Here is a 7,508-nt window from a genome sequence, read left to right on the forward strand (position 1 = left end):
ACCAAATAATAACCAATATTTTATGCTAAAAATTTACTCTTTTTAAACGTCTTAATCTTGTTGCCGGATCATCCATAACACCCTCAACCATCATCACCAGATCCAACCAGTTCATTTTGACTGAACCCTGCTCCTGATCTCTTGAGGGGAGGCGAAAGCGACCCTCTTCCAGTAGTTTGGAGTAGATAACAAGACCACCGGGCTCCATATGAAGTAGTTTGATCCTGTTACGGGCTTTGTTAACGAAGATAAAGACATCACCATTGCGTACATTGAGTCCCATATTGTTTGTCACAAGACCGCTCAGAGTGTGATAACTCTTTCGCATATCTGTGGGCTCACTATAGAGAAGATAGCGCATGCTGTCATTAAGACTAAACATTGCGGCGGCCTGAGGTTGAAGCGATGATGGTACTTAACATGAGTGAGTCCATAATACCTCGGATACGGAACTCTGCTCCCGAAGGAGTACGAAGCTCAATCTCAATCTCTCCCCCGCCAATTAATGGCTGTTTTGAACTCTTGCCTCGCTTTGATTGCTTGATTAAGCTGCCCGAATGAAGATCAATGGGTAAAAACTGACCATCAGAGACAACTGCAGACTCTTTTAGCTCTCTTGAACGGCGTTTCCAGTAGTAATATTTGTGAGGACTTACTCCTCTGCTTTGTAGAAAGGACCGGATGTCAGTAGACGATGATGAAAAATCCTGCTCCAGTTGTTCGTACTCCTCTAGTGTCATGGCGTTTAATTTTAAAACAAAATTAAAGAGACCAAACTAGGGTTACAATATGGGTTTTATCGGATACTTACCATTGAGTAACTAACTTTACTGAAACAAAAAGTAAGTTTAGAAACCTTACTTTTTGAAGTATGAGAAAAGAAGTAATAATTTAACATAATGCTAAAATAGATAGATTAAAGATGAGGTTATTAATTAGTTACGATGGGTATATATTTAAATTAAACGGGAAATATTATTTTTCAGAATTAGATGAAATATTATTGATGAGATATCTTAGAGTGTTTGACAATATTATTCTAGTATTAAGAACAAAAGAAGTTAATTTCCTTGATCCTTTTTATTCAATACCATTAAATGATGCCAGAATTGAAGTATACGAAGTTCCTATGTTTCAAGGACCAATAGAGTATGCAAAAGTATATTTTAAAGTAAGAAAGGTAATAAAAAGAGCTTCGAAAAAGGCAGATATGGGAATTTTTAGGCTTCCTTCTACAGTAGGTACTATAGCTTGTAATTTTATAAAAAATAGTGGTAAACCATATCTAGTTGAGGTCGTAGCAAATCCTTATGAAACTGTGGTTAAAGTGAAATGTTTCATTATAAGTGTATTAATGAAAATTATTCATAAATCATTAGTCGCGAATTGTAAAAAAGCGAAAGGGGTTGCTTATGTTACAAAAAAACAATTGCCTGATATTTATCCTGCTAATGATTACGCTATAACCGAATTTTATTCTTCTGTAGAATTAAATAAAGATTATTTTTTTAATGAAAGGAATTTTCCTCAGGAAAGACCTTTTAAAATTATTCACATTGCTAATAATATTACACAATCTGATTCAAAAGGGATTGTTACTGCATTACATGTAATTGGAGAACTGGTAAAAAATGGATTAGATGTTTCGATAGTGTTTGTAGGAGAACGAAAGATAGCGAATTTATTCGATAATATTGCTAAAGAAATAGGAATTACAGATAGAGTGAATTTCGTTGGTAGAAAAACAAAAAAAGAACTTAGGGAATTACTTATAAAAAGTGATTTATTATTATTTCCGTCTCGTTCCGAAGGCTTACCTAGAGTAATTATTGAAGCTAATGCCCTTAGCCTTCCTTGTGTTGCATCAGATGTTGGAGGGATTAGGGAGTTGCTTGAAGATGATGTTCTATTTGATGTTGATGATTACAAGGGAATGGCAAATAAAATTACAGAAATTTTTTCAAACAAAGAATTGTATGAACATCTATGTAAAGTTAATTTTGAGAACGCCAAATTATTTGAAAGCTCAATTCTTAATAAAAAAAGAGACAAATTTTACAGTGCTCTATTGACAAAATCATAAAAATGTATATTATTGCTAGTTTTCTAACTGAGGGTCTACTGAATATTTGATATGTACGCTAAATATCAGTAAAACTGATGTTTTTTAAAAGATAAAGGAATCAAGTACTTCTACAAGCCACTAGGCTGAAAGTCAGTGAAGGAAATTAAGAGCGACGAGAAACGACAGAACGAAAATAGTTTGAGGGAAAATTTAGTCAGGTTAAAAGTTCTGGACTTGTTACTTCTGGATGGACAAATAGTTAAGCAAAAAACTTAACTTTAAGAGATGAAAGTACAACGAATGCATTATGATCGTAAATTCAAGGAAAATGCGGTCAAATTAAATTATCAGCGAGATAATATCAATAATCTTGCAAGGGAATTAGGAATCCGGACAAAGTTGGTTTATCGTTGTCGCAAGGAATTCAATGTTGCCGGACCAGGTGTAGAAAGGGGAATTGTTGGGACAATGCCGTTGCCGAGATTTTTTTCAAGACATTAAAGATTGAACTGATTTACGGAAGCAAGAGATTAAACAAGGAACAGACCAGAATTGCAATCTTTGAATACATTGAATTGTGGTATAATAAAAAAAGAAGGCATTCTACCCTCAACAACCTTACTATTGATGAATTATGGGATAATTTTTATAAATCAAAAATTAATTTATTAAATGTTGTTTAACCTTTTGTCCAAAAATGTTTGCAGTTCCAGCTTTCCATAACCACGGCAACAGCTACAGGATGAAAAACAGGCAAACAATATTCTAAGAAAAATGGAAGAAGCTATAAACTTTTTTGCTACTTTTGAGAAGCAATCACTGCAGTCTTGTTCCCAAATTTACTGCACTTCTGTTTCCTGTTCACAAGTGAACTATTGCGTTAAGCCAAGCGGGCAGAATCAAGCTTGCTTGAATTATGCCGTGGCTAGCAATAGTCTAACTTCAGTGAAATATATCACGCAAATATGTCAAAGACCGCTTTTGGGCAAAAATCGCCTCAATATATAGCTAATTATGCTTCAATATGTATATTATTGTAAATATATTCATAGCCAATAAAAGTAATCCCTTTTGTCCGGTGAACCTCCGTTTTTCATAAATTTGAAAAATGAGATTTTCAGAGTGGACTCAAAAATTAATAATAAAATAGTATGTCACTATTTACCAATAAAATTCTCCTTATTACCGGCGGCACGGGGTCGTTTGGTAATGCCGTGCTGCGGCGCTTTCTCGATACAGATATCAAAGAGATCCGCATATTCAGTCGCGACGAAAAGAAACAGGACGATATGCGGCATCAATACCAGAACCCGAAAATCAAATTCTATATCGGCGATGTGCGTGACAAACGGTCGGTGGATGACGTGATGATCGGGGTGGATTATATCTTTCATGCCGCTGCCCTGAAGCAGGTGCCATCGTGCGAATTTTTCCCCATTCAGGCGGTGAGAACCAACATCATGGGTACTCAAAACGTGCTGGACTCGGCAGCGGAACACGGGGTTAAACGGGTGGTGGTGCTGAGTACCGACAAAGCGGCGTATCCGATCAATGCAATGGGTATGAGCAAGGCGCTGATGGAAAAAACGGCGGTGGCCAAAGCTCGAACGTTGTGTGACAATGAGCCGGTGATATGCTGTACACGCTACGGAAACGTCATGGCAAGTCGTGGGTCAGTAATTCCGCTGTGGATCGACCAGATCAAAAACGGGAAGCCGATCACTATAACCGATCCCAACATGACACGCTTTATGATGACGCTCGACGATGCGGTGGATTTGGTATTGTATGCTTTTGAAAACGGGGTGAATGGTGATTTGTTTGTGCAAAAAGCACCGGCAGCTACACTGATGGTGTTGGCTACAGCATTGAAAGAGCTGTATCGTGCCGAGAACGAAATCAAAATTATCGGCACCCGGCACGGCGAAAAACTGTACGAAACGCTGGTAACCCGTGAAGAAATGTTTCGTGCGCAAGACAAAGGAAATTATTTCCGCATCCCTATAGATGACCGCGATTTGAATTACGACAAATATTTTGTGGAAGGAGTAGAGGATATAACGAAAGTGGAAGAATATCATTCACACAATACCCATCGGCTGGATGTGGAAGAGATGAAGCAACTGTTAATAAAGTTGCCTGAAGTCAAAAGCGACATCGAGGCATTGGAATAACAAATTCACAGCCTATGAATATCTTGATTACGGGCACCAAAGGGTTTATCGGCAAAAACCTGATAGAGCAGCTCAACAACATCAAAGAAGGAAAAGCCAAAGAGGAGCGAATTCCTTCCGATTTGACCGTTTTTGCATACGATGTCGATTCCGATCCCGGTTTATTGGACGAATATTGTCGGGAAGCCGATTTCGTTTTTCACTTGGCGGGAGTGAATCGTCCAAAAGAACAGGCGGAATTCATGGAAGGGAACTTCGGATTCACTTCAGTTCTGCTGGATACGTTGCAGAAATACGGCAATACGTGCCCCATCATGCTTGCATCGTCCATTCAAGCCGAGCTGGATAATCCTTACGGTGTTTCCAAAAAGGCGGGTGAAGAACTGCTGTTTCGCTATGCCGAAGAAACTGGAGCGAAGGTGTATGTATATCGCTTCCCGAACGTTTTCGGCAAATGGTGCCGGCCGAATTACAACAGTGCCGTAGTTACTTTTTGTTACAACATTGCCCACGACTTGCCGATACAGGTAAATGATCCCAACGTGATGATGACACTGGTTTATATCGATGATGTGGTGGACGAACTGATTTCGGCACTGGCAGGCAATCCCACACAAGAAGGGAAGTATTGCAAAGTGCCAATAGATTATAAGATTACGCTGGGCGAAATAGTCGAATTGATTTATTCGTTTCGTGAAAGTCGCCGAAATTTGCAGGTGCCAGACATGGGAGATGCTTTTACCAAAAAATTGTATGCTACTTATTTGAGTTATCTACCCGAAAATAATTTTTCTTATCCGTTGAAAATGAATGTCGATCAACGGGGGGCCTTTACGGAATTCCTGAAATCGCCCGATCGAGGACAAGTGTCGGTGAATATTTCCAAACCGGGCATTACCAAAGGAAATCACTGGCATCATACCAAGAACGAGAAGTTTCTGGTGGTGAGTGGCAAAGGGGTGATTCGTTTCCGGAAGATTGATGAAGAGAAGGTGCAAGAATATTTTGTATCGGGCGAAAAGCTAGAGGTGGTGGATATCCCGGTAGGTTACACGCATAATATCGAAAATTTAGGTGATACGGATATGGTAACTATCATGTGGGCAAACGAGCCTTTCGATCCCGACAGGCCGGATACGTATTATTTGGAAGTGTGATGCGTTACGAATTATTAAATCAACGAATAAACAAAGCAACTTATCAACAGTGAAACGTCTTAAATTACTAACCGTAGTAGGTACACGCCCGGAAATTATTCGCCTTTCGCGCGTAATGGCTAAGCTCGACGAATCGGAAACTATTCAGCATATTACAGTCCACACCGGACAAAATTATGATTATGAGTTGAATGAAATATTTTATAAAGATTTGGAGATTCGCAAACCTGATTATTTTTTGAATGCTGCAGGAAAGAATGCAACCGAAACGGCAGGTCAAATCCTCATCAACATCGATTCGGTACTGGAAAAAGAACATCCCGACGCCTTTCTGGTACTTGGTGACACCAACTCGTGCCTTTGCGCCATTGCAGCCAAGAAACGGCATATTCCCATTTTCCATATGGAAGCGGGTAACCGGTGTTTCGACCAGCGCGTTCCCGAAGAAAGCAACCGCAAAATCGTGGATCACATTGCGGATATCAATCTTACTTACAGCTCCATTGCACGGGAATACCTGCTGCGGGAAGGATTGCCGGCCGACCGGATCATCAAAACGGGCAGTCCGATGTATGAGGTGCTGATGCATTACCTGCCGAAAATTCAACAATCCCCGGTTTTGGAGCAATTGGGGCTTGAAAGGGAAAAATATTTTGTGGTTTCGGCACACCGGGAAGAAAACATCAATTCGGAAAAGAATTTCTTTCATTTGGTGGAAATTCTCAATTTGATTGCGGAACATTATGGTTTTCCCGTGATTGTTTCAACTCATCCGCGAACACGAAAAATGATTGAAGAAAAGCAGGTGCGTTTTCATCCGTTAATACAGCTGATGAAACCGATGGGTTTTAGTGATTACAATTGGTTGCAGATAAATGCGTATGCCGTGTTGTCCGACAGCGGAACCATATCGGAAGAATCGTCCATTTTGAATTTCCGGGCACTGAATATCCGCGAAACGCATGAACGCCCCGAAGCCATGGAAGAAGCCTCGGTTATGATGGTGGGGCTGAATCCCGAACGCGTGATGCAGGGGCTGGTACAGTTGCAGTATCAGGAGATTGGTTCTGAACGTAATTTTAGGCTGGTAGCTGATTACACAATGCCTAACGTGAGCGACAAAGTGGTGCGGGTAATTATTTCATATACCGATTATGTCAAAAGAGTTGTGTGGCAAGAGTATTAATAAGATAAAATGAATATATTATTTTTATATGTATCGCTCCCTCATCTATCTGAAACAGGAGTATTTGTTGATCTGATCAAAGAATTTGCAAAACAAGGACACAAAGTCAAAGTTGCCACCCCCATGAACAAATGGTCAACTGAAGGAGTAAATAAAGAAGCGGGGATTGATGTTTTACGTTTTAAAACGGATCAGTTAACGAACAATACTTCAAATATTAAAAAAGGGATTGCTTACATAAAGCTGATTTATCAATTTACCGGCTCAATAAAAAAATATTATGCCAATGAAAAATTTGATCTGATTATTGCGCATTCGTTGCCACCTGAAATTGGTATAATTGTGAGATTGTTAAAAAGGAAATACAGAGCAAAATTTTACCTGATGCTCTGTGAATATATCTGGCAAGATTCCGTTTCTTTGGGGTTTTTCAGAGAAGGAGGACTGATATGTAAATATTATCAATGGTTGGAGAAACTCACGATCAAAATGGCGGATTATATTGGATGTCCGTCTCAAGGAAACATAGATTTTACGTTGAAATACTATCCATGGGCAAAAGAAAAAAATATTCACGTATTACATTTTTCACAATATCCAATAAATTTACCCCCTCCGGTTGAAGATATTAAGGCAAAATATAATCTGTCTGATAAGTTTGTTGCCGTTTATGGTGGCAATATGAGTATCGCACAGAAAATTGAAAATGTGATAGATTTGGCAGAAAGTTGCCTTGATTATAAAGATATATTATTTTTATTGGTAGGAAGAGGACAGGAAATTCCTTCAATCAAAGAAAAGGTTAAAAAAAGAAAGTTGACAAATATCACTTTCTTAGATTTCATGCCAAAAGATGAATATCTGCAATTATTATCGGTCTGCGATGTAGGATTAATTTCTCTTAATGAAAAATTGGCCGTACCGAA

At 38.9% G+C, this 7,508-nt stretch carries 7 protein-coding genes and 1 pseudogene; 7 read left to right on the top strand and 1 reads right to left on the bottom strand.

The window, feature by feature from the left end:
• Positions 1-25: 25 nt before the first annotated feature.
• Positions 26-361, bottom strand: coding sequence for an IS66 family insertion sequence element accessory protein TnpB (gene tnpB / locus ABFC84_16950; protein MEN6414428.1), 336 nt, complete (start codon positions 359-361; stop codon positions 26-28).
• Positions 362-922: 561 nt separating this feature from the next.
• Here tnpB and ABFC84_16955 point away from each other — a divergent pair.
• The 7 genes and pseudogenes from ABFC84_16955 to ABFC84_16985 form a co-directional block, all read left to right on the top strand.
• Positions 923-2,083: a glycosyltransferase family 4 protein gene (locus ABFC84_16955; protein MEN6414429.1), complete on the top strand. Its 1,161-nt coding sequence runs from the start codon at positions 923-925 to the stop codon at positions 2,081-2,083.
• Positions 2,084-2,350: 267 nt separating this feature from the next.
• The gene (locus tag ABFC84_16960; protein ID MEN6414430.1) at positions 2,351-2,566 is read left to right on the top strand and encodes a hypothetical protein; all 216 of its coding nucleotides are present in this window, start codon (positions 2,351-2,353) and stop codon (positions 2,564-2,566) included.
• A pseudogene (locus ABFC84_16965) lies at positions 2,512-2,748 on the top strand (IS3 family transposase). The gene ABFC84_16960 and the pseudogene ABFC84_16965 overlap by 55 nt, the downstream one beginning before the upstream one ends.
• A 468-nt stretch (positions 2,749-3,216) precedes the next feature.
• Positions 3,217-4,239: a polysaccharide biosynthesis protein gene (locus ABFC84_16970; protein ID MEN6414431.1), complete on the top strand. Its 1,023-nt coding sequence runs from the start codon at positions 3,217-3,219 to the stop codon at positions 4,237-4,239.
• 14 nt (positions 4,240-4,253) lie between these two features.
• On the top strand, positions 4,254-5,396 hold the full coding sequence (locus tag ABFC84_16975) for a capsular polysaccharide biosynthesis protein CapF (protein MEN6414432.1): 1,143 nt from the start codon (positions 4,254-4,256) through the stop codon (positions 5,394-5,396).
• A 49-nt stretch (positions 5,397-5,445) separates the two neighbouring features.
• On the top strand, positions 5,446-6,582 hold the full coding sequence (gene wecB, locus ABFC84_16980; protein ID MEN6414433.1) for a UDP-N-acetylglucosamine 2-epimerase (non-hydrolyzing): 1,137 nt from the start codon (positions 5,446-5,448) through the stop codon (positions 6,580-6,582).
• Positions 6,583-6,591: 9 nt separating this feature from the next.
• The coding region (locus ABFC84_16985) for a glycosyltransferase family 4 protein (protein MEN6414434.1) at positions 6,592-7,508 on the top strand (917 nt) is incomplete at its 3' end.

Source organism: Veillonellales bacterium (assembly GCA_039680175.1).
Taxonomy (GTDB): domain Bacteria; phylum Bacillota; class Negativicutes; order JAAYSF01; family JAAYSF01; genus JBDKTO01.

What these genes read in the sequence shown, in the direction of transcription:
- ABFC84_16960 (MEN6414430.1), top strand. Translation starts at nt 2,351, where the DNA reads ATGAAAGTACAACGAATGCATTATGATCGTAAATTCAAGGAAAATGCG.
- tnpB (MEN6414428.1), bottom strand. Translation starts at nt 361, where the DNA reads ATGCGCTATCTTCTCTATAGTGAGCCCACAGATATGCGAAAGAGTTAT.
- ABFC84_16970 (MEN6414431.1), top strand. Translation starts at nt 3,217, where the DNA reads ATGTCACTATTTACCAATAAAATTCTCCTTATTACCGGCGGCACGGGG.
- ABFC84_16955 (MEN6414429.1), top strand. Translation starts at nt 923, where the DNA reads ATGAGGTTATTAATTAGTTACGATGGGTATATATTTAAATTAAACGGG.
- ABFC84_16975 (MEN6414432.1), top strand. Translation starts at nt 4,254, where the DNA reads ATGAATATCTTGATTACGGGCACCAAAGGGTTTATCGGCAAAAACCTG.